This is a genomic window from Undibacterium sp. TJN25 (assembly GCF_049339885.1).
In the GTDB taxonomy this organism is placed as follows: domain Bacteria; phylum Pseudomonadota; class Gammaproteobacteria; order Burkholderiales; family Burkholderiaceae_D; genus Undibacterium.
This window is the reverse complement of sequence record NZ_JBMPPM010000023.1, coordinates 1-24830: the sequence shown is the minus strand read 5'-3', so window position 1 is coordinate 24830 and position 24830 is coordinate 1. Positions and strand designations below refer to the sequence as shown.

The 24830-nt window shown below is 56.4% G+C and carries 18 protein-coding genes and 1 tRNA gene; 10 read left to right on the top strand and 9 right to left on the bottom strand.

From position 1 onward, the window contains the following. Positions 1–656 precede the first annotated feature (656 nt). On the top strand, positions 657–1421 hold the full coding sequence (locus ACO0LO_RS28830; RefSeq protein WP_422969964.1) for an AraC family transcriptional regulator N-terminal domain-containing protein: 765 nt from the start codon (positions 657–659) through the stop codon (positions 1419–1421). A gap of 18 nt (positions 1422–1439) precedes the next feature. Here ACO0LO_RS28830 and ACO0LO_RS28825 read toward each other — a convergent pair whose 3' ends face one another. From ACO0LO_RS28825 to mutL, 4 genes are all read right to left on the bottom strand, one after another. Continuing rightward, positions 1440–2705, bottom strand: coding sequence for a tyrosine-type recombinase/integrase (locus ACO0LO_RS28825; protein WP_422969962.1), 1266 nt, complete (start codon positions 2703–2705; stop codon positions 1440–1442). 165 nt (positions 2706–2870) lie between these two features. After that, positions 2871–2947 (bottom strand) — tRNA-Met (locus ACO0LO_RS28820). 114 nt (positions 2948–3061) lie between these two features. Then, positions 3062–3970, bottom strand: coding sequence for a tRNA (adenosine(37)-N6)-dimethylallyltransferase MiaA (gene miaA, locus ACO0LO_RS28815; protein ID WP_422969970.1), 909 nt, complete (start codon positions 3968–3970; stop codon positions 3062–3064). A 64-nt stretch (positions 3971–4034) separates the two neighbouring features. Then, on the bottom strand, positions 4035–5921 hold the full coding sequence (mutL, locus tag ACO0LO_RS28810; RefSeq protein ID WP_422969960.1) for a DNA mismatch repair endonuclease MutL: 1887 nt from the start codon (positions 5919–5921) through the stop codon (positions 4035–4037). 375 nt (positions 5922–6296) lie between these two features. On the opposite strand from mutL, the gene ACO0LO_RS28805 reads away from it, so the two are divergent. Further along, complete coding sequence (locus tag ACO0LO_RS28805) at positions 6297–6965, top strand: VTT domain-containing protein (protein WP_422969958.1); 669 nt, start codon at positions 6297–6299, stop codon at positions 6963–6965. A 164-nt stretch (positions 6966–7129) separates the two neighbouring features. Next, positions 7130–9976, top strand: a complete 2847-nt coding sequence (locus ACO0LO_RS28800; RefSeq protein WP_422969956.1) for an ATP-binding protein — start codon at positions 7130–7132, stop codon at positions 9974–9976. A 62-nt stretch (positions 9977–10038) separates the two neighbouring features. Here ACO0LO_RS28800 and ACO0LO_RS28795 read toward each other — a convergent pair whose 3' ends face one another. Continuing rightward, positions 10039–11397: an N-acetylmuramoyl-L-alanine amidase gene (locus ACO0LO_RS28795; protein ID WP_422969954.1), complete on the bottom strand. Its 1359-nt coding sequence runs from the start codon at positions 11395–11397 to the stop codon at positions 10039–10041. Next, entirely contained in the window at positions 11361–11846 is a 486-nt protein-coding gene (gene tsaE / locus ACO0LO_RS28790) for a tRNA (adenosine(37)-N6)-threonylcarbamoyltransferase complex ATPase subunit type 1 TsaE (RefSeq protein ID WP_422969952.1), read from the bottom strand. Before tsaE ends, ACO0LO_RS28795 begins: the two co-directional genes overlap by 37 nt. Positions 11847–11934: 88 nt before the next feature. Between tsaE and queG the strand changes: the two genes are divergently transcribed. Next, a complete protein-coding gene (gene queG, locus ACO0LO_RS28785) occupies positions 11935–13038 on the top strand; it encodes a tRNA epoxyqueuosine(34) reductase QueG (RefSeq protein ID WP_422969950.1) in 1104 nt (367 codons plus the stop codon). A gap of 35 nt (positions 13039–13073) precedes the next feature. Here queG and ACO0LO_RS28780 read toward each other — a convergent pair whose 3' ends face one another. Together ACO0LO_RS28780 and ACO0LO_RS28775 are read right to left on the bottom strand one after the other, a co-directional pair. Beyond that, on the bottom strand, positions 13074–13664 hold the full coding sequence (locus ACO0LO_RS28780; RefSeq protein WP_422969948.1) for a response regulator transcription factor: 591 nt from the start codon (positions 13662–13664) through the stop codon (positions 13074–13076). 151 nt (positions 13665–13815) lie between these two features. Further along, positions 13816–15807 carry a sensor histidine kinase gene (locus ACO0LO_RS28775; protein ID WP_422969968.1) on the bottom strand — a complete coding sequence of 664 codons (1992 nt, stop codon included), beginning with the start codon at positions 15805–15807 and terminating at the stop codon, positions 13816–13818. A gap of 148 nt (positions 15808–15955) precedes the next feature. Here ACO0LO_RS28775 and ACO0LO_RS28770 point away from each other — a divergent pair, with 148 nt between their 5' ends. The 3 genes from ACO0LO_RS28770 (at position 15956) to xerD (ending at position 19040) form a co-directional block, all read left to right on the top strand. Continuing rightward, complete coding sequence (locus ACO0LO_RS28770) at positions 15956–16954, top strand: TRAP transporter substrate-binding protein (protein WP_422969946.1); 999 nt, start codon at positions 15956–15958, stop codon at positions 16952–16954. A gap of 596 nt (positions 16955–17550) precedes the next feature. Next, complete coding sequence (locus ACO0LO_RS28765) at positions 17551–18078, top strand: methylated-DNA--[protein]-cysteine S-methyltransferase (RefSeq protein WP_422969944.1); 528 nt, start codon at positions 17551–17553, stop codon at positions 18076–18078. Continuing rightward, positions 18078–19040 (top strand): site-specific tyrosine recombinase XerD, encoded by a 963-nt coding sequence (gene xerD, locus ACO0LO_RS28760; protein ID WP_422969942.1) that lies wholly within the window; start codon positions 18078–18080, stop codon positions 19038–19040. The genes ACO0LO_RS28765 and xerD overlap by 1 nt, the downstream gene beginning before the upstream one ends. A 102-nt stretch (positions 19041–19142) precedes the next feature. Here xerD and ACO0LO_RS28755 read toward each other — a convergent pair whose 3' ends face one another. Then, entirely contained in the window at positions 19143–22049 is a 2907-nt protein-coding gene (locus ACO0LO_RS28755) for a TonB-dependent receptor plug domain-containing protein (protein WP_422969940.1), read from the bottom strand. 802 nt (positions 22050–22851) lie between these two features. Here ACO0LO_RS28755 and ACO0LO_RS28750 point away from each other — a divergent pair. From ACO0LO_RS28750 to plsY, 3 genes are all read left to right on the top strand, one after another. Then, the gene (locus ACO0LO_RS28750) at positions 22852–23322 is read left to right on the top strand and encodes a GNAT family N-acetyltransferase (RefSeq protein ID WP_422969938.1); all 471 of its coding nucleotides are present in this window, start codon (positions 22852–22854) and stop codon (positions 23320–23322) included. A gap of 127 nt (positions 23323–23449) precedes the next feature. After that, complete coding sequence (gene ybaK / locus ACO0LO_RS28745) at positions 23450–23944, top strand: Cys-tRNA(Pro) deacylase (RefSeq protein WP_422969966.1); 495 nt, start codon at positions 23450–23452, stop codon at positions 23942–23944. Between the two features lie 114 nt (positions 23945–24058). Beyond that, positions 24059–24664, top strand: coding sequence for a glycerol-3-phosphate 1-O-acyltransferase PlsY (plsY, locus tag ACO0LO_RS28740; RefSeq protein WP_422969936.1), 606 nt, complete (start codon positions 24059–24061; stop codon positions 24662–24664). The last annotated feature ends 166 nt before the right edge of the window (positions 24665–24830 follow it).

Sequence of the window (24830 nt, the reverse complement as noted above, 5' to 3'; positions counted from 1 at the left end):
TCCTCTAACTGACATGGTGTCGCTCCTCTTGTGAAGGCTCGACAAGCGTATCACTTCATCTTGCTACCTTGGTCCAGCCCGAGGGGTTCAGTCCAAAAGTGGGTCAGTTTTCAGTGCAAATCAACAAGGCGGGTACGGGATCGAATACGATCTATGATTTGCTACTTCAAACGTCGAAATTGCGTGTCTCTGCCAACTCCATGTTTGAAGATAATATTTGGGACTTCAGAGAGGAATTCCCGTTCTTTCCTGGCCTCGACGCCGTTATGGATTTTTTTTTAGTAGAAATTGGCCAGGGAGGAAAATTGACTGACGAAAGGTCCCGCGATGCCCTTCGATTGATGAAGGAATTATTCTTCTCTTTTCTCGTAAGTCCTCCGCCAACTAAACCAAGCATCCCCACTCTCAGAAGAAGTTTCAGGACAGGCGGACTTCGAAGCCTTGCAATCTACATCTCAGATAAATTTTATATTAACTGGAACGAGATGTGCGACAGCGACTTCAATCGGTTAGTTATGTTAATAAGTAGTAAGTTAATAGAACGGCCCAAGAAGATCGTTACAAATGAATCGTTAATTAGGCAAGCCTATCCACTGCAAATCTGTTGTCTTTCGCGGCTTGACGTTATAAAGCGAAATCATTTGTTTACGAGCATTGTGAAAAATTATTTTTTAGTTCAACAAAATGCCAAGAGCATTACCGTGGGCACGGAGTCGTTCCATTATGGCGTCGGCAACTTCCTGCTGGTGTCGCTGGATTTACCGGTGGTGTCGCGCGTGGTGCAGGCCACCACGGAAGTGCCGCACCTGGGCCTGGGCATGGCCATCGATAGTGCCGCGCTGGCGGATTTGATGAGCCGCATCAGCGTGCCGCGCCAGGCGCTGGCCACCGAGGGCATGCTGGGTGTGGCGGTGAACACCGCATCGGAAGCGCTGCTGGACGCTACCTTGCGGCTGCTGCGCCTGCTGGAACAGCCGGACACCATTCCCGCGCTGGCGCCGCTGATCGAGCAAGAGATTCTGTACCACTTGCTGATGGGTCCATGCGGGCCAAGGCTGCTACAGATCGCCCAGGCAGACAGCCCCAGCAACAAGATCACCAAGGCCATTGCCTGGTTGCGCGGGCATTACACCGAACAGCTGCGCGTGGATGAACTGGCTGCCCATGTAGGCATGAGCGTATCGTCGCTGCACCACCACTTCAAGGCAGTGGCCGCGATGACGCCGATGCAGTACCAGAAGCAGCTGCGCCTGCACGAGGCGCGCCGGCTGATGCTGGTGGAGCAGCGCGATGTGGGCCATGCCGGCTACAGCGTAGGCTACCAGAGCCCTTCCCAGTTCAGCCGCGAATACAGCCGGCTGTATGGTTTGCCGCCGCTGAAGGATGTGGAGCAGGTGAGAGCGAGCCGATCGGCAACATAACGCTTTTCCTCTTACTTCTTAGGCAGCGACTTTGTCAAATTTCCCAGTAATTACCTTGCCTGCCTCAATCGCCTCTAGATAGTCGGCATAGCGTTGCATCATGACTTTGCGCTCGTCAAAGAATAAAGCCCGATCATAAGCCTCGCCGTATGTATCCCCAGAAGCATGTGACAACTGGCGATCGACTACTTCATGTCGATATCCTAGCCGCTCCTTGATGACCCCCATGGCGAGCGACCTGAATCCATGGCCCGTCATTTTTCCGCTGTACTCCATACGTTTTAGTGCTGCGAGTATCCCAAAGTTGGTCGCTGGTTTTTTGTAGTCTCTTTGATTTGGAAACAGGTATTCATTGCCTCCAGTGATTTCGTACAACTCTCGCAACAGCGCCCAACCCTGGCGTGGCAAGAAAACATGATGATCGACCTTGCGGGGATTCATCTTCCGTTTCCCCATTTTCATCCTCTGCCAGCTAATTACCCAGGATTCATTTTCAAGATCTATTTCTGCCCAAGGCGTTTCCGTCAGTTCGCTAGTGCGCACGAAAATCATCATCATGAGCCGAAACATCACCTTCGTTGGAACGAACATGCGCCCTTCGATTTTTTTAAAAGCGCGGATAAATTCCGGTAAATCGTCTGGGGTAATTGCCGCATGGTGCCCCTTGGCTGATTGCTTCAGAGCCCCTCGTAAATGGGGTACCGGGTTTTGCTCCGCCTTGCCTGTGGCTATGGCATAGCGAAATATTTGGCCGCATACCTGACCGAGTCGTTTAGCCATTTCGAGAGCGCCCCGATTTTCTATCTGGCGTAGCACTTCCAGCATAACCGGTGCCTTGATCTGGTTGATCGGAAGAGCTCCAATATGGGGGAACACGTCCGTTTCCAATCGATGGAGTACGTTATCTGCGGTGCGTTGCTGCCAGCTCCCTGCTTTGTTTGCGTGCCACTCACGAGCTACCGCTTCGAAGCTGTTGTTGTGCTCAGCCTCCTTGACAGCCTTCTCGGTACGTTTGGCTTCTGCGGGGTCGACGCCTTTCGCTCGCAGTTTTTGAGCGTCCATTCGCTTTTCGCGAGCCTCCGACAGAGATACCTCAGGATATGGACCGAATGTCAGGCGCGTATTCTTGCCATTGGGTTGGCGATAGCTCAGTCGCCAGATTTTTGATCCGCTAGGGCCGACTTCGAGATACATGCCCCCACCGTCAGGAAGGGTGTAAGGTTTTTCCTTGGGTTTTGCGTTTCTTACCTGTATATCAGTAAGCGGTTTTGCGAGTTTCGGCATTTTGCATCCATGCGTTCGAGAGGTTTGACTCCATGGATGCAAGTATGGATGCAAAGACTTTGGATGTAAATGTACGTCCCAATACGTTAAAAAACAAAAAACCCGCGTCAGCACAGGGCTAGAGGCGGGTTTTAGGACGTTAAAGAAGCTCTTTGAACGTGTATCTGGTGGTGATAGGTGGACTTGAACCACCGACCCCAGCATTATGAGTGCTGTGCTCTAACCAACTGAGCTATATCACCAAGAAGCCTGCGATTATGCCATTCCGGTTTTTGGGTGTCAAGCGAGCTTGTTAAATTAATCGATTATGTATAAAACGACATGCTGCTTCAGCACACCGTTTTTGCTATTTCTCGCTATGGCTGATGGGTTTGTATCGCCAGCTGCAGTATCTGTTCTGCGGCATCCGGCTGCAGGCAGTCGATGACGATGCGTTCCGGTATTGAGCGCAGCCAGGTCAGCTGGCGCTTGGCGAGCTGGCGGGTGGCGATGATGCCGCGTTCGCGCATGTCTTCCAGCGTGCAGTTGCCGTCCAGGTATTCCCAGGCCTGGCGGTAGCCCACGCAGCGTATCGACGGCAGGTTGGGATGCAGGTCGCCGCGTTGGCGCAGTGCGCGAACCTCATCGAGAAAGCCGTGTTCCAGCATCGTATCAAAGCGGGTGGCGATGCGCTGGTGCAGTACGCTTCGGTCCGACGGTTCCAGCGCAATGGACAGCATGTCAAACGGGCGCACCGCCCGAGTTTGCTGTGCCAGCAGCGTGGACATAGGCTGGCCGCTCAATGCGATGATTTCCAGTGCGCGCTGTATGCGCTGCGAGTCGTTCGGTTTCAGGCGGGCTGCAGTAATAGGATCCAGCGTAGCCAGCCGGGCGTGCTGGCCGGGTACTCCTATGCGTGCGGCTTCGGCGTCTAGTTCGGCGCGCAGCGCAGGGTCTGCGGGTGGCAGATCGTCCAGCCCGTCCAGCAGCGCCTTGAAATACATCATGGTGCCGCCGACCAGCAGCGGCAGCTTGCCGCGACCCTGGATATCCTTGACCAGACGTTGCGTGTCGTTCAGGAATTGTGCTACCGAGTAAGATTCGCCGGGGTCGATGATGTCGATCAGGTGGTGCGGTACTGACGCCAGTTCATCCGGGGTGGGCTTGGCGGTGCCGATATCCATTTCACGGTACACCAGCGCGGAATCGACGGAGATGATTTCGGACGGGATATGCTGCGCGATCTGCAGCGCCGCGGCGGTCTTGCCGGACGCGGTGGGGCCCATGATGGCGATGACTGTGGCAGTATTGCTCACGACGCTTCCGGCTTTGTTTTTGTGTGCGACGCCGTCATTGGCCGCGCAAGAACATCTTGTCCAGGTCGTTCATGCCCAGCTGCACCCAGGTCGGACGGCCATGGTTGCACTGATCGGCGCGCTCGGTGTGCTCCATCTGGCGCAGCAATGCATTCATTTCTACCACCGTCAGGCTGCGGTTGGCGCGCACGGCGGTATGGCAGGCCAGTGTGCCCAGCAGTTCGTTGCGCCGGTCTATCAGCACGCGCGAACCGCCGTATTCCCGCACTTCGCGCAATACGTCGCGCGCCAGCGACTGGGCGTCGGCATTTTTCAGCAGCGCCGGCACTGAACGCACTGCCAGCGTGGTTGGCGAAATGGCAGCAATGTCGAAACCCAATGATTGCAGGATGGCCTGGTTTTCTTCCACGGTGCCGACTTCTATGCCGTCTGCATAAAAGGTGATGGGTATCAGCAGCGGCTGCACCGGCATGCTGTTTTCATCGAGCGCGTTTTTCAACTGCTCGTACAGGATGCGTTCGTGCGCGGCGTGCATGTCCACCAGCACCAGGCCCTTGCTGTTTTGCGCCAGCACGTAAATGCCGTGCAGCTGCGCCAGGGCGAAGCCGAGCGGGTGATCGTCTTCCGGCAGTGTATTGGCGGCGGTGCGGGAAAACATGGGTTCCAGGGCGGAGGGCGAATTGGCGCCGGCGCCGGCATTGGCATTGGCATAGCCATACGGCAGGATCTCGCCGTCGGCATTGGCGACCTGGCTGCCGATGGAGTTAAAGAGTGCGCCATAGCTGGCGGTAGTCTGCGCGACGCCGTTGCCGGCGCCGTTGGCATTGCCGTAAAACTGCGCGCCGAAGCTGGCTTGTTCGCCGCGTATCCACGGCATTGCGGTGCTGCCGGCCTGCACCGGCGCCGGCACGGTGCCGAAGGCCGTGGCCGACGTCTGCGCCAGTGCGCGGCTGACGGCGTGGAATACAAACTGATGTACTGCGCGGCTGTCGCGGAAACGGACCTCGATCTTGGACGGGTGCACATTGACATCCACCAGCGCCGGATCCAGGTCCAGCGCCAGCACATAGGATGGATAGCGGTCGCCGTGCAGCACGTCCTGGTAGGCGGCGCGCACTGCATGGGTCAGCAGCTTGTCGCGCACGAAGCGGCCGTTCACATAAAAGAACTGCGCATCGGCGCGCGCCTTCGATGCGGTCGGCAGACCGGCAAAGCCGTGCAGACGCAAAGGGCCGGCGCTCTCGTCCAGCGACAGCCGGGCGCTGGCGAAATTGTCGCCGAGGATATGGGCGCTACGCTTGTCGATGGCGCTGGCGTTCCAGTGGTCCACGGTCTTGCCGTTGTGGGCCAGCGAAAAAGTCACGTCCGGACGTGCCAGCGCAATGCGGCGCACGACTTCGGCGCAGTGGCCGAACTCGGTCTGCTCGGACTTCAGGAACTTGCGGCGGGCCGGCGTGTTGTAATACAAATCCTGTACATCCACGGTAGTGCCGTGCGCGCCGGAGGACGGGCTGATCTTGCCGTTTTCTATCTGCCATGCATGCGCTGCATCGGCGGTGCGGGTGGTCAAGGTCAGCACCGCCACGGAGGCGATGGACGCCAGCGCCTCGCCGCGGAAACCCAGCGTGCCGACGTTTTCCAGGTCGCTCAGCGTGGCGATCTTGGAAGTGGCATGGCGGGCTACCGCTAGCGTCAACTGGTCGGGCGCGATGCCGCGGCCGTTGTCGGTGATGGCAATCCGTTTGACGCCGCCTTCTTCCAGGCGCACGGTAATGGACGTGGAGCCGGCATCGAGTGCGTTTTCCAGTAATTCTTTGACAACGGCGGAGGGCCGTTCCACGACTTCGCCCGCGGCAATCTGGGAAATCAACTGGTCGGGCAGGGCTTGGATAGGGCGATGGGGCATCTGTATGGCATTCATACCGGGATTATAAAGGGGAAATCATGGGCAGGGCGCATGCTCATCCACCTGGCCATTATGACGGCGCCATGACAAACTGGCCAAATCGCCGTTTTCGATCTGGCATGGTGTATGATTGCGCCGCTAGAATAAGAACATGTTTCAGAAGCTGTTTCAGCAGGCAGGCAGGCATGCTTGCCTGAACTGTGTTCGATATGATCCGGTCACCGAAACCGGGCAAAACCGTGTAGCGATTATTTAAACCACAACGCAACTACAACGCATGCGAACACGTGTCCGGCCTTGCCGCTACACAGCGCAGCGCCATGTGCATTGCGGCTTGGATAAACAGAATTTAACCCGGATCAAACAGGATCAAAGGTTTTAAGGATATTTATGGATTTGGTGCAATTGCTGGACATGGTTTTGCATGTCGACAAAATGCTGGGGCTGTTGATCGCGCAATACGGTACTTTGATTTACTTCGTCCTGTTTGCGATCATTTTTTGCGAGACCGCTTTCGTTGTGTTCCCTTTCCTGCCGGGTGATTCGCTGCTGTTCATTGCCGGTGCAATGTGCGCCAAGGGTGCGATGGACCCGGTGCTGCTGATCGTCTTGCTGATCATTGCCTCTATTGCAGGCAATTCGCTGAACTACTGGATAGGCAGCCTGGTAGGGCACAAGGTGCTGGAGCATGACTATCGCTGGATAGATAAAAATGCATTGAGAAAAACCCATGCTTTTTATGAAAAGCACGGCGGCAAGACTGTAGTGCTGGCACGCTTCATTCCGCTGGTGCGCACCTTCGCACCGTTTGTCGCGGGCGTATCCGACATGACGCTGAAGACCTTCCAGATCTACAACCTGATCGGCGCTTTGCTGTGGGTGCTGTCCGTTACGCTGAGCGGCTACTTTTTCGGCAACATCCCCATGCTGCGCGATCACCTGAATACCATCATCTTGCTCGGTGTCGGCGCTGCCGTGGTGCCGGTAGTGCTGGGCGCCTTGTGGCGCCTGTTCAAAGGCATGTCCGGCAAGCGTGGCAAGGTCGACAGTGCAAAATAAATCCGGCTGAACGCGTTCAGCCGCAGCATACAACGGCAAGCCGAGGCTTGCCGTTTTTTTTTTCTGTGGCGTCCTGCAACATGTCGCTACAGATTGCAGATGCGCTTGGCTGGCAAATTAGGTAATATCCTTTACACCGTTTCCTTTCCTGGGATTTACTTTCAATGATCATGTTTGCACTGGATGAGCATCTCGCCCAGTCTGAGGCCGATTTGCTTGTCCTGACGGGCAATGCGCGTGTCAAGGCTTTGGTTGCCCTGGCGTGGGATCTGAGGCAACGCGACACCAAGCGCGCCGTGCTGCTGGCCAGCGAAGCCCAGGCCGTGCTGGACGCATGCAACTGGCCCGAGCATGAAAAACAGGGCATGGCGACCCGTCTGCAATTGATACTGGCAGAGGCAAAATGGCTGTTCGCTGAACTGGAGACCGCACAGGCAATGGCGCTGGAAGCACTGGCATCCTTTGCCGCCGGGGGCAATGCGCTCGGCGAATCCGATGCCAATTGGCTGCTGGGCCAGATCGCCATTGATCTCGGCCAGCACCAGGTGAGCCAGGTGGCCTTGCAGGCTGCGGCCGACAAGGCGAGGGAAGCGAATGACCGCCTGCGCGCGCAGATTGCAGAAACGGCTGCGATCATGTTTACGCTGTCGCAGGACTTCTCCGCCGGCAAAAGGCGCTGGGAATTGCAGGCGCACGACCTAGCCACCGGTGAGCACCAGTTCGCACTGACGACATGGACAGAAGATGTTGCCGCCCGCCTGGATGGCCAGTTTGCGCGCTCCATCCAGTATTTCATGAATGCACACGATGCCGCGGTAAAGTCCGGCCAGGTGCGGCGCGCCATCAGCATCGGCGCCAATATCAGCTACGCATTTTCCAGCCTGAATGATTACCACAGCGGCCTGGAATGGATACAGCACAGCCTGGACCTGGCGCGCTCCACCGGTTGGTCGAACAGCATAGGAAACTGCCTGGCCAGCAGCGCCGATATCCTGCGCAAGATGGGACAGTTGGGCGCGGCGCGCGAGCTGATGCAGGAAGCCCTGGCCATGCTGGCCACGCTGCCGCACTCGCGCGGTTACGCCATTGCACTCAGGACGCTGGCCGATATCCTGCTGGACCAGAAAGACTATGCAGCCGCACTGGACACTTTCCAGCAGTTGAAGGAAAAGTCGGTGGCGCTGGACGAACCCGAATTCTTGTGGATAGCCGAACGCGGCCAGGCTGAAGCCTTGTCCGGCCTGGGCCGTCCGGAACAGGCGCTGGAGGCGGCTACCCGCGCGCTGAATTTTTCCCGCGTGCAGAGCAACACCTATTACGAAATCCGCGCGCTGACGGCGCTGGCGGATATCTATGCCAGCCATTCTCTGCCTGAGCCGGACTGCATGCTGGCGGCCAGCACCCCGCTGCATTATCTGGAGCAGGCAGTCAAAGTCGCTTCCGCTGTGCAGGGCTACACGTTTCCGGCGGAATTGCTGACAACGGTGGCGCGCGAGTGCGCCAAGGTCGGACAATACCAGCGGGCTTACGAGATGTCGCTGCTGGCGAATGCTGCCCGCGAAAAAACCCATGACCAGTCCAGCACCAACCGCGCGATTGCGATGCAGGTGCGCTTCCAGACCGAGCGCGCACTGGCGGAAGGCGAGCACCACCGCCAACTGGCAGAATCGGAAGCCAAACGCGCGTCAGCCTTGCAACAGATCAGTTCCACGCTGGAGCTGCTGGGCGCCATCGGCCAGGAAATTACTTCGCAGCTCAGCGTGGACGGCATCTACGAGACGCTGGAGCGCTATGTGTCCGCACTGCTGAACCCGACCACCTTCATGATCTACCTTGCGCAGGACGATGCACAGGAGGGCCAGGTGCTGGACATGGTGTTTGGTATAGAGGACGGCCAGCCTTTGCCGGCAGACCGCATTCCGCTGGACAATCCGGGTTCCGATTCGGTGAAGTCCTACCTGGAGCGGCGCGACATCATGATCAACGCCGCCGGCGAAGAAGATATGCTGAACCTGATAGAAGGCACGCTGCCCACGCAAAGCCGGCTGTTCACGCCACTGGCGATCAATGACCGGGTCATTGGCGTGATGTCGGTGCAGTCGATACAGGCGTATGCCTATGGCGACCGCGAAAGGCTGATCCTGCGCACGCTATGCGCGTATGGCGTGATTGCGCTGGACAATGCGTATGCCTACATGCGGCTGCAGGAAACCCAGGACCAGCTGGCATCGAAAGAAAAAATGGCGGCACTGGGAGCGCTGGTGGCCGGCGTTGCGCATGAACTGAACACGCCTATCGGCAACAGCCTGCTGCTGGCCAGTACGATGCAGGACAAGACGCACAGCATCAGCCGCCAGTTTGACCAGCAGAGCATGAGACGATCTGACCTCAGCAGCTTTATCGGCGATGCGCGTGAAGCATCTGCGCTGATCGTGCGCAGCCTGACGACGGCCGCCAACCTGGTGAACAGCTTCAAGCAGGTCGCGGTAGACCAGGCCACCGAGCATAGACGCATCTTCGACCTGCAGCAGACGCTGAAGGACATCATTGCGCCGGTAATGAACCGCATCGCGCTGGCCGAGCATTCGATACAGCTGCAGGTGCCGGCCAATATCGGCATGGACAGCTACCCGGGCCCGCTGGGCCAGGTGATAGGCAACCTGATCAACAACGCGATCCTGCATGGATTCGACGGCAGCAGCCATGGAATAATGACGCTGAGCGCGCAGTTGGCCGACGCGGACAAAGTACAGATACGCTTTACCGATAACGGCAAAGGCATTTCGGAAGACAATCTGAAGCGCGTGTTCGACCCTTTCTTCACCACCAAGCTGGGGCAGGGCGGCAGCGGACTTGGCCTCAGCATCAGCTACAACATCATCACGTCGATACTGGGCGGCTCCATCCAGGTGGATAGCAAGCTGGGGAATGGCGTCAGCATCGTCATCGAACTGCCGTTGCAGGCGCCGCTGAAGGAAGAAAAGAGTGGCAAAGTTTCGATCAGTGCGTGATATGGCTGTGCAGCGCAGTACCCATACCTAGCGCCTGCGTTTTCCCTAGCGTCAATGCAGGATCAGGTCAGCTTGTTCTTGGAGAGCGGCGGGTTCCTGGCAAAATATTTCTTGATGCCGCGCATGACGGCATCGGCCATCTTGTCCTGGTAGTCATCGTCGGTAAGTTTCGCTTCTTCTTCCGGATTGGAGATGAAGGCGGTTTCGATCAGGATACTGGGAATGTCCGGCGCCTTCAGTACCGCAAAGCCGGCCTGCTCCACCGAGCCTTTATGCAGGCGGTTGATGCCTCCTATTTCCCCCAGCACCACCTTGCCCAGCTTGATGCTGTCGCTGATCTGCGCCGTGGTAGACAAGTCCAGCAAGACGCTGGCGAGCTGCTTGTCATGGTTCTTGATGTTGACGCCGCCTATCAGGTCAGCGGAATTTTCCTTGTTCGCCAGCCAGCGCGCCGCAGTGGAACTGGCGCCTTTGTCGGACAGCGCAAATACGGAGGAGCCGCGCGCACTGGATTCCACGAAGGCGTCTGCGTGGATGGACATGAACAGGTCGGCCTGCACCGCGCGCGCTTTTTGCACACGAACCGGCAAAGGCACGAAATAGTCGCCGTCCCTGGTCAGCATCACGCGCATATTGGGCTGCTGTTCTATCTTGGCTTTGAGGCGCTTGGCAATCGACAGCACTACATCTTTTTCGCGGCTGCCGCCACGCCCCGTGGCGCCTGGGTCTTCGCCGCCGTGGCCTGGGTCCAGCGCGATCGTGATCAGGCGGTTCATGGGCGGCAGTTTGGAATTGTTCTTGTTATCGCCTTCGGCCATTTCCGGCGCCTGCTGCGGTTTAACGTCCGGCCGTGGCACCGGCTTGAAATCGGCCGGCGGCTGCGGAGTGTCTTTCGGCACATCCTTCAGCCAGTCGCCCTTTTCTATCAGCGCGGCAATCGGGTCGGGCGGGTTGGCAGGGTACAGGTCAAACACCAGCCTGTGCTTGTAGTTGCCCACCGGCTGTAGCGTAAATACCTGCGGATTGATTTCTTCCTTGAGGTCGAACACCAGCCTGACTACATTGGGCCGGTTCTGGCCGACGCGCACCTGTTTGATATACGGGTCGTTCGACTGTATCTTGGCAACCAGTTCCTTCAACGCAGGGTTCAGTTCTATGCCTTCGATGTCCACGACCAGGCGTTCCGGGTTTTTTACCGTGAAGTGCGTGGTCTTCAGGTCACTGTCGTTTTCCAGCGTCACCCGCGTGTAGTCATCCGCGGGCCATACCCGCACTGCCAGGATCTGCGCCGCTTGCGCCGTTCCGGGAACCAGTACGGAGATGAGCAGTGCGCCGCCGGCTTGCAGTACGGTGCGGCGCGAGATTGACCTTAAAGACCGGGACTTCAAAGATTGGGGGCGAACTGTAAGCGGGTGAGGCATTCTGTACCTTTGTCTGACAACGCCTGCAATTCTACATCACGGCCTTCTCCGGCGACGCTTAAAAACACGTTCAGGTCGGGCACCGGCAGCACGGTGTCGGCTTTTTCCGGCCATTCCACGATACAGATATTGCCAGCGTTGAATTCTTCGCGGAAGCCCGCATCAAGGAATTCTTCCGCGCTGGTCATCCGGTACAGGTCAAAATGCATGATCCTGACCTCCTGGCGGCGTAGAATGACGGTATAAGGCTCCGCCAGCGTGTACGTGGGGCTTTTGACGTTGCCGGCATGGCCGGCTGCATGCAACACGGCGCGAGTCAGCGCGGTCTTGCCGGCGCCGAGGTCGCCGTGAAGGTAAATGTTGAGCCCCGGCACCAGGCAGTTTGCCAGGCGTTTGCCCAAGGCCTGGGTGGCTGCTTCGTCGGCCAGGTAAGTTTTATAATGTGACATTTCAGGTAGCGCTCGATTCCACAATTCTGCATGATTTCCGAAAACATACCATACCGCGCGCCTGCTGTGTGTTCTGCCGCCCACCGCCATGATGCTGCCTGAACTTCAGCATGCCGGTGCGGCATACGACCTGGATGCGCTGGCAGTGTGCATCAAGTCCTGGGGCATTGAACTCGGGTTTGCCGATGTGCGCATTACCGACGTGGACCTGTCGCATGCAGAACCGGGGTTCATGGCCTGGCTGGAGGCCGGTTACCACGGTGAAATGGCGTACATGGCAGCGCATGGCACCAAGCGCACCCGCCCTGCAGAACTGGTGCCCGGCACCATGCGCGCGATTTCTGCACGCATGAACTATCTGCCGGCCGGCGTGGGGGATGACTGGCGCAAGCGGGAAGAGTCGCATGCGGCAGACACCGCCGTCATTTCCGTCTACGCGCGCGGGCGCGACTACCACAAGGTGCTGCGTTCGCGCCTGCAGCAGCTGGCAGACCGCATACAGAAGGAAATTGGCAATTTCGGCTACCGCGTGTTTACCGATTCTGCGCCTGTCATGGAAGTGGCGCTGGCGGAAAAAGCCGGCCTGGGCTGGCGCGGCAAGCATACGCTGCTGCTGAACCGTGAGGCGGGATCAATGTTTTTCCTGGGCGAAATCCTGGTGGACATCCCGCTGCCGGTGGATGCGCCCATCTCCAGCCACTGCGGCCAGTGCAGTTCCTGCATCGATGTCTGTCCTACACAGGCGATCATCGCGCCTTACACGCTGGATGCGCGCCGCTGCATTTCTTACCTGACAATTGAACTGCACGGTAGCATCCCCGTTGAGCTGCGTCCGCTGATCGGCAACCGGGTATACGGCTGCGACGATTGCCAACTGTTTTGTCCCTGGAACAAATTTGCGCAGCGTGCCAGCGTCGATGATTTCGATGTGCGGAATGGGCTGGACAGCGCCAGCATGGTCAGCCTGTTTGCCTGGACCGAGCAGGAATTCCAGCGTCTGCTGGAAGGCAGCCCGATACGGCGCATCGGGCACGAACGCTGGCTGCGCAATATCGCGGTTGGCCTCGGCAACGCGGCTGCCGGCATGCGGGGGGATGCGGGTATAGTCGCCGCCTTGCGGGCCAGGCTGGACCATCCTTCAGAAATGGTCAGCGAGCATGTGCTGTGGGCGTTGCAGCAGCACGGCGCATGAGGCCATACGCCGCTAGCCCATAAGCTGGCAGAGATTTATTTCAACAGGCCTGCCAGTTCCACTGCGGTCTTGATCTGCATCTTGTCGAAGATATGCGCCCTGTGCACTTCCACCGTGCGCATGCTGATGCCGAGCTGGTCGGCGATGACCTTGTTCATCTTGCCGGCCAGGATCAGGTCCAGCACTTCGCGTTCGCGGGTGGACAGGGTGGCCAGCCTTTCGTGGATGACGGCATTGGCGCCGGCCTGCTGCGATTGCGCCAGTGCTTCCTGTACGCGGTCCATCAGCTTGTTGTCGTTGAAGGGCTTTTCGAAAAAATCAAAGGCGCCGCGTTTCAGCGTGTCCACCGCCATCGGCACATCGCCGTGGCCGGTCAGGAAGATCACCGGCAGCCGCTTGGTCAACTGGCGCGCGGTCAGCAGGTCGAACAGCGCCGATCCGCTGAGCCCGGCCATGCGCACATCCAGCAGGATGCAGTCGCCGTGCGCGTCGAATTGCAGTGGATGGTTCAGCGCCAGCAGGAATTTGTCGGCGCTTTCGTAGGTGGTGACTGCAATGCTGCGCGAGCGCGCCAGCCAGGAGAGTGAGTCCCTGATTACATCTTCGTCATCAATGATGTGCAGCATTCAATCTCCATGTCAGCCGCTGTCAATGCATGACCCGTCTTGGGATGCAATTCAGCGCTGTACTATTGTCTTGCGCCCTGCATTTGCGGCAGGGCTGTTTTGTTTGTGTTTCGCCTGGCCTTGCGCTTAACTATATATTTGCCTGTACCGGTCAGGCGGATGGCCTGTCCACAGGCAATGCAAACCTGAAGATAGTACCACCGGCGGGATTCTGCTGATGAGTCAGCGTGCCGCCGTGAAATTCTATCGCTGTGCGGCAGATTTTCAAACCCATGCCCATTCCGCCGGATTTGGTGGAAAAGAAGGGCGAGAATAGTTTTTCGGCAACGTCGGCAGGTATGCCGTGTCCCAAGTCTGCCACAGACACAATGATAGTGGAATGCGCCACTGTCTGCTCATCGGCGGCGGCCAGTTTTGCTTCTATGCGCAGCACGCGGCGTGCCGGCGGGTTGTTTTGCATGGACTCGATGGCGTTCCGGGTCAGGTTCAGCAATACTTGTTCCAGCAATACGCGGTCGGCCAGCACTTGCGGCAGCGCGGGCGCTATGTCCAGCTGTATGGCGACATGGTAGGGCTGCGCCTGCAGGTCTATCAGCGGCATTGTATCGTCGATGACGGAGGCCATGCAGACAGGTTCCCGGCTGGGCTCGCGCTTTTTAACAAATTCATGCACGCTGCGGATGATCTGGCCAGCGCGCTGCGCCTGTGTGTTGGCTTTGCCCAGCGCCTGCTGCAGCAAATCCTGGTCGCTGCCGCCGGCGGCGATCAGGTTCATCGCGCCCGTGGTATAGCTGGAAATGGCTGCCAGCGGCTGGTTCAGTTCGTGGGCAAGCATTGATGCCAGTTCGCCCATTGTCGCCAGGCGGGCGCTGTCATGCAGCTTCTCTTCTTGCTGCCGGCTCAGTTCCTGTGCGCGCTTCAGTTCGGAAATCTCAAGAATGGAACTCATCCAGCCGGTCTGTACGCCATGTTCATTCACCAGTGGAGATTCGTAGATCAGTACCGGGAAGCGCTCGCCGTTGGCGCGTTGATAGATGGTTTCAAAACCTTCCGATGGAACGGTACCGGCCAGCAGTTGCGTAAAGCGCTGCTGGTATTCGGCAATTGCTTCCGGCGCCCAATAGGGCATGGGCGGAAGCCTGCCGATGATCTGCTCTGCCGGCTGTTCTATCATCTTGCAAAATGCCGGGTTGACGTAGGTCAGCCGGCCTTCCATGTCGCGTGCGCGCAAGCCAGTCACCAGCGAGTTTTCCATCGCGGCGCGGAAGGCCACCTGCTGGCGCAATGCGCCTTCTGCGGCCAGCCGGCGGTTGATATCGCGCCATAATGCCGCCAGGCTCCAGATCAGGCCTATCGACAACAGGATCACGGACAGCACCAGCAGATTGGCCAGCAGCTTGGGCTCGCTCTTGTTGCTGTTGGTCCTCAGCGACAACTGCGCGCCGGGCAAATCCAGCGCACGGTTATGCGTGTAGACGTTTTTGCCCGAACCGCCGGCGGAACGGTCGGCATAGACCTTTTCATCGGCGTCGATCAGCGATATCTCATTGTCCTGCGCAAACCACCAGGGCACCATTTCTTCCAGTATGCCGGCCAGCCGGTAAGTGACAACGATGCTGCCCATGCGCGCGTTGTCCTTGACCAGCGGGATATGGCAGCTCAGCACATACGAGTTTTTGCTGTTGGCCTCCAGCGCAGGCGGCAGGCATTGTGTTTTGCCGTGCGCAAGTTCCGATTCGCCGCGCGCCGGGATCAGCGTACTCTTTGGCGGTAGCGGCGAGTCCGATGTCGAAACCAGCATCAGGTCGTTATCGTCGAACCAGACTATGCGCTGGATTTCGCGGTTGCTTTTCATCAGCGCGCGGAAGCGGTCCAGTACCGCATGCGGCGTCAGGTGGGAGTTGACGATCTCATTGCCGGCCAGGCGCAGTATTTCTTCGTTGCGGTTCAGCTGAAACTGTATCGCCTGCTCCACCCACAGCGTATCGGCGATCAGCTGTTCCTGCCGGTCCGTGGCTTCCATCCTCTGCGCCTGCCAGGGCAGCCAGATCAGTGTTGCAAGGAACAGCAGCACCAGCAGGATGGGTAGCAGCCAGCGCCATTTGGGGCCTTGCCAGCTCAGGAGTTTATTGAAAATCGTCATCCCGATAGTGTAGCCGACCGTCGCTGCCTGTGGCTTTTCCTTGCTGCCGGCGCGCTCATTGTGGTTATCCACACTTGCCAGCCGAGTCTTGACAAGGAATAATCAAAATACTAAAAAAGTTGTAACTATAGAAATGCGGAGACACTCAATGCCATTCAAAACCCTGCTGCTTTCCCTCCTTGCAGTAGCACTGATCAGCGGTAACGCCGCGGCGCAGGCACCTATCGTCATCAAGTTCAGCCATGTCGTCGCCAGCGATACGCCTAAAGGCAAGGCAGCGGAACGCTTCAAGGAACTGGCGGAAAAAAACACCAAGGGCAGGGTCAGGGTGGAGCTGTACCCGAACAGCACGCTATATAAGGACAAGGAAGAAATGGAGGCCTTGCAGTTGGGCGCGGTGCAGATGCTTGCTCCTTCACTGGCCAAGTTCAGCCCGCTCGGCGTCAAGGAGTTCGAGGTATTCGACCTGCCGTATATCTTTCCTTTCAAGGATGTGCTGTATCAGGTGACTGAGGGACCTATCGGCAAGAGCCTGATGAAAAAGCTGGAGCCCAAGGGCATTACCGGGCTGGCATTCTGGGATAACGGCTTCAAGATCATGTCAGCCAACCGGCCCTTGCATACGCCCGCGGACTTCAAGGGCCTGAAAATGCGCATACAGTCATCCAAGGTGCTGGATGCGCAGATGCGTGCATTGGGCGCAAATCCGCAAGTGCTGGCATTTTCCGAAGTCTACCAAGCCTTGCAGGCCGGCGTCGTGGACGGCACTGAAAATCCGCCCTCTAATATGTATACGCAAAAAATGCATGAGGTACAGAAATACCTGACGGTGTCCAACCACGGCTATCTGGGCTACGCAGTCATTGTGAACAAAAAATTCTGGGACGGACTGCCCGGAGATATCCGCAGCCAGTTGGAGGCCGCGATGAAAGCGGCGACTTCCTACGCCAATGCCATCGCCGACCAGGAAAACGGCCGTGCGCTGGATGCCATCCGCAAATCGGGGAAAACCACTATCTATGAACTGACGCCGCAAGAAAAGGCGGAATGGCGCAAGGCTTTGCTGCCTGTGCAGACCGAGATGGAAGGGCGCATCGGCAAGGAATTGATCATGTCGATTCGCCAGTTATCGACCGGTGCGAAATAAGCTCAGACCACGTCGCGGTAGTCTGCTTCGAACCTGCACGGAATCACCAAAATGGGGATTCTTGTAAAAATGCGATCATATAAGGCGGATGATTGCAACACCATTTTTATCGCAGCAAGCAAATTTTGCTTTGAATAAAATATGGGGATGTATCAAGTTACATGTGTTAAAAACGAGTTTTCTGTAAGAAACAAAATATTCACGCAGTTTCGGGATGCCTTGCTCCCACTAATTTGCTTCTTCAAAAGAGTATTTTCTACAGGAAAATTGGTTTATAACATATATGCAACAGTGCGCTTTTTTTGTGCATTTTTATTTTGAACGCCAGCGCGTTGCGTGATATATTCTCGGCAGATAAGAATTTTGCAGCATGGTCGGTTTTACAAGGCGGTAGTGCATAAAAACGGTATCGATACCGAGGACACTGAGGAGACGCGCGTTTTAATACAGCTGAGCGGAACTACCGCTAAACAGCCCGAAACGCGAACGAAGTTTTAAAGGCGCATCGCTTGATGCGCCTTTTTTCTTTGTGCGCCCGCTTGCTTGTTTCGCTTACCTGGCCTGCACGGGAAGATGGGCCGTGATATGGTAACGCCATGAAATTAAGCAAAGAATCCGAACTCTTTTCCGCCATCGTTGCCGCGCCTTTCGGCGCGATAGGCATACGCACGCAGGACAGGGCCGTCAGCGAACTGGTCTATCTGCCTCCGCGATTTGCGGAAAAAGACGCCACCGACAAGGCCGCGGAAAAAGCCCAGAAACAGATAGAAAAATACCTGGGCCAGCCGGATTTCCGCTTCAAGCTGCCCTTGCTGGAAGTGGGAAGCGATTTCCAGCGCAAGGTATGGGCCGCCATCGCCGCCATCCCGCGCGGCGAAGTGTGGACTTACGGTCAGATCGCCAGGCATATCAAGTCCGCACCGCGGGCGGTGGGCCAGGCTTGCGGCGCCAACTGGTATCCGCTGGTGATTCCCTGTCACAGGGTGACGGCAGCCGGCGGACTGGGAGGTTTTGGCCACACCGATGACGAGACCGGATTCCACCTCGGCGTCAAACGCTGGCTGCTGGAACACGAAGGTGTCAGTGCCTATTCCGCAAAGCAGGCTGCTGAGAAGTCCGCATAATGGCTGCAACAATTGCGGCATCTGCGGCCACTGTAGCAACGCAGCCAGCTACAACGGCGCCGGCGCTGACGCGGCAGATACAGTCCCAGATCGACCAGTTCTGCGACAGTTTGTGGCTGGAAGATGGTCTGTCCAAAAATACGCTGGAGGCCTACCGGCGAGATATGCGCCTGTTCGCCGAATACCTGTTTGGCAAGTACGGCAAAGACCTGTATCAGGCAGCGGAAGCGGATATCCTGGCCTACATCGCCGACAAGCACAGCGAATCCAAGGCGACGTCGGCTAACCGCAGGCTTAGCGTGCTGAAGCGTTTTTACCAGATGGCGTTTCGCCAAAACCTCGTCAGCGCCAATCCCTGCACCAGGCTGAAATCCGCCAGGCAACCCAGTCGCCTGCCCAAGACGCTGAGTGAAAAACAGGTAGAAACCTTGCTGCAGGCGCCTGATGACAAGACGCCGCACGGCTTGCGCGACCGCACGATGCTGGAGGTCTTGTACGCCTGCGGCCTGCGCGTTAGCGAACTGGTCGGCTTGCGTTCGGTGGAGGTAGGTCTGAATGAAGGCGTGATCCGCGTGACCGGCAAGGGCAGCAAGACACGGCTGGTGCCGTTTGGCGAAGTCGCGCGCATGTGGATGGAGTGCTACCTGAAAGAAGGGCGGCCCGCCATCCTCAATGGACAGGTGGATGACGCGCTGTTTGTCACGGCGCGCGGGGGCGCGATGACACGGCAGATGTTCTGGATACTGATCAAAAAATATGCATTGCAGGCGGAAATCACGGTTCCATTGTCGCCGCATACTTTACGCCATGCATTTGCCACGCATCTGCTCAACCATGGCGCAGATTTGCGCGTGGTGCAGCTACTGCTGGGGCATGCGGATATTTCCACTACACAGATCTATACCCATGTGGCGCGTGAGCGCTTGAAGAAACTGCATGCGGAACATCACCCGCGCGGCTGAAGTCGGCTTTCTGCTTACCCAATAAAAAATGCCCGCTTGCGCGGGCATTTTGCACTGTTGCGTCGTTAAGTCCTTGCTTGAAGGGCCATGCCCTTCAAGGGATTAACGGAACTTGTAGTTGGCGCTGACGGTGAAGTAGCGGCCTGTGTTGTTATGCAGGCTGTCGTTGTAGCCGAGCACATAAGCGCGCGGATCGTACGGAGCCTTGATATCAAAGAGGTTGGCGATCTGCAGGCCCAGTGTCAGGTTTTTGATGCCTGTGTAGCGGTAGCCCAGGTCAACCGTAGTCCAGCTGGATACGCTGCAATTCTGGAAGTAGGTGCTGTAGTTCGGCAATCCACCCAGAGAGTATGCAGTCGCAGGCTGGCCTTTGCCGTAGTAGCAGTACGGTACAGGATAAGTATCTGTTCCGTCTGTACGGCGCATCAGCGAGATTCCGCTGACAAAGTTGACCGAACCGTAGACGTTATGCTCATTTTTCGTCCAGTTTGCAGAAGCACGTGCCTTGACGCGTGGGATATCGCCGCCTGAAGTTGACCAGTCGGAGATACCACCATTTGCACCGGCAACGTTGGCTTCAGGATCGCCTAAGTTTTCAGCACGTTTGTAGGTGAAGATGTAGGTCGCGCTCAGGCCGGTTGTCAATGTGCCGTACTCGCCCAGGTTCGAACGGTACTTCAGATCAATATCCAGGCCGCTTGTTTCAGTTGCACCCTGATTGATCCAAGGTTCCTTGACAGCCAGGATAGGACCGGAGTTAGGAATCAACGCGCCGCTTGCATCACGCAGCCATGTTCCCTGGTTCTGGTCACGCAGAATGCTGGAACCGTGAGTGGCTTCGTGGTCCAGGATGAACTGCGCGCTGCTCAGGATAACTTCGCCTTCTTTGCGGACTTTATACCAGTCCAGCGCCACGTCGAAGTTCTTCGTAGGTGACAGGATCAGGCCGAAGGTGTAGCTCTTCGATGTTTCCGGTTTCAGGTCAGGATTAGCACCGCCCGTGCCGGAAGCACTTTTTGCGCAATCGGTTGGGTCTCCGCCTGGAGCGGGGGCATCACCGGCTGGGCAACGTACGCGATCTTGCAGACTGCTCAGGAAGAACTGGGCTCCGCCCGGGGTAACCTGGGACAACGCAGGAGCGCGGAAACCTTCCGAGTAAGTGCTGCGGAAAGCAACACTATCGTTGACAGTCCACTTGGCGCCGACTTTAGGAACGAAGTTGGTTTTGATGCCAGGATATTTATCCGTACGGCCGGCGAAGTCCATTTCGAAGCTCTTCGTGAACGGTGTACGGAATTCGATAAAGCCTGAACCCACATTACGTTGCGCGTCGATCAGCGTGTTGGAGAAGCCGTAGATATTGCCCGCGACCTTGTTAGGGTCTGGATCAATGCCGATTTTCTCTTTGCGGAACTCTACGCCTGCTGCAACGCCGATGGCGCCGCCGCCCAACTGACCAAATTCTGTACTGGCTTTAGCATCCCATTGCAGGATTTCTGCACGGCCGCTATCGGTAATGTTGCGGTACAGGTTAGGATCTGCCCTCAAGGATGCCAGCGACCTGTTTTGATCAGTCAGCTGCCTCAGCACCGGCAGGTACAGACGGCCGTCAGTGGTGGTGTCCACATTGGACCTGTTCCACAGCACGGCACTTTCCCAGTCCACTCCTTTGTTGGAGCCTTTCAGGCCAGCGACCACGCGATAGTTCTTCGTGGTTTCTTCGCTGTTGCCATCGGTATCCGTGAAGCGTATCGCCACAGCGGCGCGTGCGTCCGGATACGGATTGTCAGGATGGCCAATAGGCAGGATCGCCTGGAACGGAGCAGCCAGACCGGTTGCGGTAAAGTTGGTGACAGGAGCGCGGCCGCTGGTGGTAATAGGCGCGCCGACATACCAGCGATCCGATTTTGTAAAGGCTGCTTCTGCAAATGCCGTCAGGTCTTCATTGATTTTAAACTCACCGCGGCTCAATGTGCTGATATCTTGCGCTTTGCCTTGCACCTGCTGGTAATCATCCAGGCTGAATGCGCAGAATGTACGGCCCAGGAAAGCAGCATTGGCAGCATTGCCGGTAGGACCAGTACCCAGCACCTGCTGCGAAGCAGGGCAGTTCGTTGTGATCACTGCGCGGGAGTTTAGCGGGAAGCTACCGCTGCCGGGGGCAGATTCACGGTAGAAAACAGGCGAGCCGCTGATGGTGCTGTTACTGGCTGAAGCCGGTAGCGTGGAGCCGTTAAATTGCGACAGGCGGTTATTGATTGCGCCGAACAGATTCTGTTCGATGTCGTTGACGCCATCCTTGCTGGAAACTGCCTGGCGTTTGGATATGTCTGCAGTAAAGAAAACGTTGTAGCCGTCTTTATTGAAATCGCCGAAACCGACGAAACCGTTGACATTTTGGCGGCCGAAGCGGCCATCGTCATTCGCGCCGGCCGTGCCGGTGATTTCGCCACCCTGGTAATCGCGGCGGGTGATAAAGTTGATAACGCCGCCGATCGCATCGGAGCCGTAAACAGCGGAAGCGCCGTCTTTCAGGACTTCAACCCTTTCCAGTGCGGAAACAGGAATGCTGTTCAGGTCATACAGTGTTGACTGGCCATTGTTCGGGTTCGCGAATGCGGACGGCGTCATGCGGCGGCCGTTCAACAGGATCAATGTGGAAGTGGAGCCCAGGTTACGCAAGTCAGCTGTTGCCACACCCTTGGAAAAGCCGTTCTGGCTTGGTGTGTCGTTGTAGCCGCCGGTACCCATGCCAGGAACCGATGCCCTCAACAAATCCAGCACAGTGGTTGCACCGCTGTTCTTGATGTCTTGTGCAGTGATGGTCTGGATTGCTACCGTGCCTTCTTTTTCGGTACGCTTGATGTTGGAGCCGGTGATTTCAACCCTCTGCGTGCTGTCGGCAGATACTGTCTGTGCCTGAGCGTGACCGGCGAGGATCGCCGAGCCTGCCAATATGCTTAGCGCCAGCCGAACTGAGCTGGCGCCCGTTTTTTCCTGGAAAATCATCAAATACTCCCTGGTTATTGGTGAAGATAAATTGCGTACCGGTATCGGACTTTCTTATTACGTCCTGCAACCAGCTACGCTGGGATTCCCGTTTTTGCTTTTAAGACTTATTTCTCAGACAAATTGTTAATTTCAGGCAATTTTTGTTGAAAATTAATTGCTCAAGACTGCAGTCAACATGTAAAGAGACATTGCATTATGTAACGTCTTATTTCAATGGTGTTACATTGCGTTGCTGAACAGACACGGAAAAATGAAAATAAAATAAATTAAATGCAATATTTATTTTTTTATGGAAATTGCAAAATTTTATTTAAGAAATTTGTTGTAATTAAGTATTTAATTTTTTATAGTTGCCACAAATAAAACAAATAACCTAAGTCAAAAAACAAATATCGTTTTGCACTATATTGGTTCGTCTTTTTGCATCAGATCATCATCAAAGTGAAAATTGCGCCAAAAGGAGGCTTGGTAAGATAAAAGATCGAAATATACGGATACAGCACAATAAAAATTGATGATGGCTGTCGACTAAAATGCAGGTTGACCAATTAACTTTCATCGGCAACCTTGCTTTTGATGGAAATGTAGCCGGCTAATATTGCTCATGTGTAGAAAGTGTAATTAAGTGTTACTGAAGTGTTGATGCGGATCGAACGGCCCTTTAAGGCTGTATAGGGTCATCCGTTTTCCGGGGCACAAATGTTCTGCGTACGGGAGTCATCTTGAAAAATACCGATCACATCATTTTTCTTTTACGCTGCACGCATGTCTGGTATGAAAATTAAGAGATAGGAGCAAAATGATGAAGCTGATCCCTGTTGAGCCCAAGCACCAGCAACTGCTGTGGGACATTCTTCATGTCTCTTTGTGGGATCCTCCTCCCGCGGGTTTGCGCCCGCGCGAAGTGCTGGATATGCCAAGCGTCGCCATTTACGCGCAGGATTGGGGCAGGCCTACCGATGTCGGTGTGCTTGCTGTGGACGATGACACCGTCATGGGCGGCTGCTGGTCACGCCTTCTGACGACAGGCCTTGGCTATGTCAATGAAGAAACGCCGCAGCTGGGCATTGCGCTGTTCCCTGAATATCAGCGTAAGGGACTGGGTACAGCGCTCATGATGCATCAGCTGGATTCCCTGCGCGGCCGCTTTCCGGCGGTCGCGTTGACCGTGCATCCGCAAAACGGCGCTCGCCTGCTGTATGAAAAATGCGGTTTCGCGCTGCACAGGGAAATAGCCCGCGGCTACCTGCTGATGCTGGCCAAACTGTAGTTGCCTGCGTCTTTGCCGGACAGCGCACTATGAGTAATGGACGCAGGAAGTTTTTTCGCTATACTTGCTGCGACATCAAATTTTATCCATCAAAATTTATCCAATAGGCTTTATCCGGGCAGGCAATATCGTGGCAAAAAAAGAGCATGTTTCAGAGACGCAGGCGACTCAGTTCCTGCGTAAGCAGGGAGTGGCATTTTCCGAGCATCCCTATGAGTATGAGGAGCACGGCGGCACATCCGTGTCGGCGCGCGAGCTGGGCGTGGAAGAGCATCAGGTCGTCAAGACACTGGTGATGCAGGACGAGGCAGCCAAGCCGCTGATTGTGCTGATGCACGGCGACCGCAAGGTGTCCACCAAGAACCTGGCGCGGCAGATAGGGTGCAAATCGGTAGAACCGTGCAAGCCCGATGTGGCGCAACGTCATTCCGGCTACATGATAGGCGGCACGTCGCCTTTCGGCACCAAGAAGGCGATGCCGGTATATGTCGAGAAAAGCATACTGGCATTGGAAAAAATCTATATCAACGGCGGCAGGCGCGGCTACCTGATCGGGATAGATCCAACGGTGCTGGAAGCCAGCCTGTACGCGAAACCGGTGGAGTGCGCGCTGGAAGACTAGGTTACAAGTCCGCATTTGAAAATTGCCGGCGTTCACCTATACTGTCGCACTTGGCGCGGTGTGCAGTGAGGTGCAGCGCGCCTCTATAAAAATCAGAAAATCATCGGGAGCGTAATGTATACAATTTTGGCCGTCGTCATCGCCTATCTGATAGGCTCGATCTCATTTGCCGTTGTCGTCAGCAAGCTGTTCGGTCTGTCCGACCCGCGTACCTATGGCTCCAAGAACCCTGGCGCCACCAATGTGCTACGCAGCGGTAACAAGGCGGCTGCCATCTGCACGTTGCTGGGGGATGGCTTTAAAGGCTGGCTGGCGGTATGGCTGGCGATCAGGTACGGCGAACAGTTCGGCGTGGACGATACCGGTGTTGCGCTGGTGGCTGTCGCGGTTTTCCTTGGTCACTTATGGCCGGTGTTCTTCAGGTTTGTCGGCGGCAAAGGCGTCGCGACAGCGCTGGGCGTGCTGCTGGGCCTGAATCCCTGGCTGGGCCTGGCGACGATGGCTACCTGGCTGATCATCGCTTACGCTACCCGCTATTCATCATTGGCTGCGTTGATAGCGGCATTCTTTGCGCCCCTGTACTATGGCTTCTTGTTCGGCCCGGACATCCTGATGCTCGCAGTATTTGTCATGAGTGCCTTGCTTGTCTACCGGCACCGGCAGAATATCGGGAACCTGATCGCAGGCAAGGAAAGCCGCATAGGCAGCAAGAAAAAATAAACCGCTGCAAAACAAAAAATGAAAAAGCCTGCATGAAATTGAACTGAACCCCAAAAGTTGGACACCGACTTTTGGGTTTTTTTCATGACGAAACACAATGAGCAGTTCAAACTGGCAGTAGTTCAACCGTACCTAAACGGCTTGGCTGGCTATAACACCATAGCCA

Excerpts from the sequence above, each read along its gene's own strand:
- miaA (WP_422969970.1), bottom strand. The coding sequence starts at position 3,970 with ATGGGCCCCACCGCGTCCGGCAAGACCGCCGCGGCGCTGCAGATCGCG.
- ACO0LO_RS28805 (WP_422969958.1), top strand. The coding sequence starts at position 6,297 with ATGGATTTGGTGCAATTGCTGGACATGGTTTTGCATGTCGACAAAATG.
- ACO0LO_RS28765 (WP_422969944.1), top strand. The coding sequence starts at position 17,551 with ATGAAATTAAGCAAAGAATCCGAACTCTTTTCCGCCATCGTTGCCGCG.
- ACO0LO_RS28800 (WP_422969956.1), top strand. The coding sequence starts at position 7,130 with ATGATCATGTTTGCACTGGATGAGCATCTCGCCCAGTCTGAGGCCGAT.
- ACO0LO_RS28750 (WP_422969938.1), top strand. The coding sequence starts at position 22,852 with ATGATGAAGCTGATCCCTGTTGAGCCCAAGCACCAGCAACTGCTGTGG.
- ACO0LO_RS28755 (WP_422969940.1), bottom strand. The coding sequence starts at position 22,049 with ATGATTTTCCAGGAAAAAACGGGCGCCAGCTCAGTTCGGCTGGCGCTA.
- xerD (WP_422969942.1), top strand. The coding sequence starts at position 18,078 with ATGGCTGCAACAATTGCGGCATCTGCGGCCACTGTAGCAACGCAGCCA.
- ACO0LO_RS28770 (WP_422969946.1), top strand. The coding sequence starts at position 15,956 with ATGCCATTCAAAACCCTGCTGCTTTCCCTCCTTGCAGTAGCACTGATC.
- plsY (WP_422969936.1), top strand. The coding sequence starts at position 24,059 with ATGTATACAATTTTGGCCGTCGTCATCGCCTATCTGATAGGCTCGATC.
- tsaE (WP_422969952.1), bottom strand. The coding sequence starts at position 11,846 with ATGTCACATTATAAAACTTACCTGGCCGACGAAGCAGCCACCCAGGCC.
- ACO0LO_RS28825 (WP_422969962.1), bottom strand. The coding sequence starts at position 2,705 with ATGCCGAAACTCGCAAAACCGCTTACTGATATACAGGTAAGAAACGCA.
- ACO0LO_RS28775 (WP_422969968.1), bottom strand. The coding sequence starts at position 15,807 with ATGACGATTTTCAATAAACTCCTGAGCTGGCAAGGCCCCAAATGGCGC.
- ACO0LO_RS28795 (WP_422969954.1), bottom strand. The coding sequence starts at position 11,397 with ATGCCTCACCCGCTTACAGTTCGCCCCCAATCTTTGAAGTCCCGGTCT.
- mutL (WP_422969960.1), bottom strand. The coding sequence starts at position 5,921 with ATGAATGCCATACAGATGCCCCATCGCCCTATCCAAGCCCTGCCCGAC.
- ACO0LO_RS28780 (WP_422969948.1), bottom strand. The coding sequence starts at position 13,664 with ATGCTGCACATCATTGATGACGAAGATGTAATCAGGGACTCACTCTCC.
- queG (WP_422969950.1), top strand. The coding sequence starts at position 11,935 with ATGATGCTGCCTGAACTTCAGCATGCCGGTGCGGCATACGACCTGGAT.